The sequence below is a fragment of the Clostridia bacterium genome, assembly GCA_019683875.1.
Lineage (GTDB): Bacteria > Bacillota > Sulfobacillia > RBS10-35 > Bu92 > Bu92.
In genome coordinates, this window is record JADGHN010000157.1 from 1 (window position 1) to 3,134 (window position 3,134).

The 3,134-nt window shown below is 70.5% G+C and carries 4 protein-coding genes; all 4 read right to left on the bottom strand.

Going from position 1 to position 3,134, the window contains the following annotated elements; all coding sequences use genetic code 11:
* Positions 1-587: VOC family protein (locus IRZ18_09215; GenBank protein ID MBX5477283.1), on the bottom strand; the 587-nt coding region annotated here is incomplete at its 3' end.
* A 79-nt stretch (positions 588-666) separates the two neighbouring features.
* Entirely contained in the window at positions 667-1,155 is a 489-nt protein-coding gene (locus IRZ18_09220; GenBank protein ID MBX5477284.1) for a hypothetical protein, read from the bottom strand.
* Positions 1,156-1,232: 77 nt separating this feature from the next.
* The gene (locus IRZ18_09225) at positions 1,233-2,255 is read right to left on the bottom strand and encodes a PhzF family phenazine biosynthesis protein (protein MBX5477285.1); all 1,023 of its coding nucleotides are present in this window, start codon (positions 2,253-2,255) and stop codon (positions 1,233-1,235) included.
* Positions 2,256-2,294: 39 nt separating this feature from the next.
* Positions 2,295-3,134 (bottom strand): DUF4143 domain-containing protein (locus IRZ18_09230; GenBank protein MBX5477286.1); only part of this gene is annotated, 840 nt, incomplete at its 5' end.

The window sequence follows — 3,134 nt, forward strand, 5'->3', positions numbered from 1 at the left end:
CGTCCGGGCTCGGCCAGCATCATCATGAGGCGGACCAGCGTGGTGGCGTCGGAATCCGCGACGTGGTGCACCGTCTGGCGGATCGTCCACTTGCCGGGCGCCCGAGCCAGGTCGAGGTGCTCGTCCCGCAGCCCGGTCAGAGCTTCCCGGAGCCGGCGGGGGGCGGAGGCGTAAATGTCGAGCAGTTCCTCGTCCGTCCACTGCGGGGCCTGCCAGAAGGCGATCTCATGGCCGTCCGGATCACGGACCACCAGCGTCTTTTCCCCGTACGCGGTGGTCTCCGGCGGCGGGACGTCCAGGCCGCGCGAGGTCAACGCCTGCCAGTATGAAGCCAGGTTGTCCCCCGCGAACTCCAGGTACAGGCGCCGTCCCGGCGCGAGCTCTTCGAACACGTCGTGCATCCAGGGGCGGACGTCGGCCACCTCGCGGCGGGCGAGGAGCAGCGGCGCCCCTGCGGGCGGGTCGACCTGCGCCACGCCCTGATCCCGGTCTTCCCAGGCCACGTTGAACCCGAGCGCCTCACGGTAAAAGGCGAGGGCCCGGTCCAGGTCGTCCACGCGCACCGCGTGGAGCGGTTTACGGGTCATACGGGCAGCCTCCTTCGAAACTGGGCGGACGTTGCGGAACCATTGGCGGGAGGGCGCTGGGCCCCCCGGCGTGGCCGGCTCAGCGTCTATCCACCTTCCGTTCCAGCGCGGCGATGCGTCGCTCGTGGTCCTCTACGCGGGCGCGCACGTCCACGCCCTCGATCCAGGCCTTGAACTGGTGGGACTGATCCTCGAACAGGACCTTGATCTGCCGCATCTGTTCGGCGAAGAGTTCCTCGATCCGCCGGTCCTGCTTGGCGAACTCTTCCTTGATCCATCGGTCCTGCTCGGCAAACCGCTCCGCGATCCGGCGATCCTGCTCCGCGAACCGCTCCTCAATGCGGCGATCCTGCTCGGCAAATCGCTCCTCAATGCGGCGATCCTGCTCGGCGAATCGCTCGTCGATCCGCCGGTTCTGCTCGGCGAAGCGCTCGTCAATACGGCGGTCCTGCTCGGCAAACCGCTCCTCGATCCGGCGGTCCTGCTCCGCAAACCGCGCTTCGAATTCCGCACGCGTCACCATGTTCGCCTCGATCCAGGCGATGCGCTCTTCGAGGCTGCGCTCCACGGATTCACCCCCCTGGCCCATGGCTTCCATATTATGGGAGCCCCAGCGGGCCGTCAACCTGGGTGGAGCCGGCACCTTCACTCCAGCAAGAGGTTGCCTTCCAATACCGTCACGGCGCGCCCTCCCACGCGGACGCCCGTGATCTCGCCGTCCGAGACGGTCACTTCCACGTCGATCCGGCTGGGCCGGCCCATGTCGTCCCCCTGCTCCAGGCGGAGGGACACCGCCTGGCCGTCTGCCGCCGGCGCCTCCCCGCCGCGGACCAGGTCCACGATGTTGCGAGCTCCGGGCTCCGGCACCGGCACGACGCCGTGCCGCACCAGGTACGCCCCCAGCGCGCCGCTCGCCGTGCCCGTCGCCGCCTCCTCCGGGATGCCGAGCGCCGGCGAGAAGCTGCGGCAGGCGGCGGCGTTGCGTCGCTCCCGCGTCTCCAGGGTGAAGGCGTGCACCGTGGCGACGCCCCAGGCGCGGCACAGGGACGCGAGAGCGGACGCGTCCGGCCGCAGGCCCCGCAGCGCGACCAGGCTCTCCACCGGCACAAGGAGGTCCGGCAGGCCGGTCGTCACCACGCCCAGCGGCAGCGGCCGCCGCCCGTCCCTGGCCCGAACGAAGCCCAGGACCCCGGGCTCCACCCCCAAGGCGCCGGCCAGCTCCGCGCGCTGCGCCTCGTCCAGCTCAAAGAGGAAGCGCGGCCGCGGCTGCTCCATCATCACGCGGCGGATGGCGCGGTCCGCGAGATCCCGACCGGCCCACTGCACCTCCACGGTGATGGTGCCGGCGCCGGTTTCCGCGCGCACGCGCGTCCGCGGCCCGACGGACGGCAACCAGCCACGCTCCGCCATGAGGTGGAAGGTGGCGATGGTCGCGTGGCCGCAGAGATCCACTTCCTGGGTCGGTGTGAAGAAGCGCACGCGCACGTCCGCGCTGTCCGGCTCCTGGGCCGGCAGGACGAACGCCGTCTCCGAGTGACGAAGCTCCGCGGCGATGCGCTGCATCTCCGCAGCGGAAAGGCCCACGGCGCGCGGCACCACACCCGCGGGGTTGCCGCCGAAGGGCTCGTCGCAGAAGGCGTCGACGGTGAAGACGGGGATGCGCTTCATGTGGGTAGGCTTCGCCGGGAGCGCGGGAGTCCCTGCGCGCTACACCGCGCCGGCGCGCTCGGCCGCCATCCAGCCGATGAGATAAAGGAAGAGAAAGGCGGGGACCTGGAACAGCGTCACGCCCGGGAGGCCCAGATCGACCGGCCCGAAGTCCTCAGCGCGCTTCGTCACGACGAAGCCCGGCACCCGCGGCTGACGCGCGAGGAAGCGCGCCAGACCCGAGGAGGGCACCATGCCGGGCTGTTGGCGGTACTTCACCTCCGCCGCCAGGCGGACGCCGTCCGGACGGACCACCACGACGTCCACCTCGGCGCCGCTCGCGCTCTCGCGCCAGTAGCCGACCTCCGCTCCCTCCGCGCGGTAATGCCCCTTCGTGTGGACGAAGACGGCCGTCTCCAAGATGAGGCCCATTTCGGCGGCTTCGGCGAGGACTTCGTCACCCCTCAGCAGCACGGCGTTGCGCAGCGCCGGATCGGCCATGTACACCTTCGGGCGCGGCTTGAGCGCGCGCTTGCCGTGCGTGTCCACGGGATTCGAGCGGTGAACGAGATGGGCCATCTCCAGGGAGACGATGTCCGTCGCCACCTTGGTGCGCGACACGCCAAGTTCCTTGGCCACCGTGTCCATGGAGAGAATCTCCCCCGTGTGGAGGCACAGGTACACGAAGAGGCGCTCAAGGTCGAGCACGTTGCGGATGCCGTAGAGGGCCGTCATGTCCCGCTTGAGCACGCGGTCCACGATGTCCTCCCGCATCAGCCGCTGGGCCAAGGTCAGGTCCTCCGCGAGGGCCGTTTCCGGAAAACCGCCGGCCAGGAGGTAGCGGGGCAGGTGCGGCTCGACCGCCTTCGCGCGCGTGACCAGCGCCTGCGCCTCAGGGGC

What these genes read in the sequence shown, in the direction of transcription:
- IRZ18_09225 (MBX5477285.1), bottom strand. Translation starts at nt 2,255, where the DNA reads ATGAAGCGCATCCCCGTCTTCACCGTCGACGCCTTCTGCGACGAGCCC.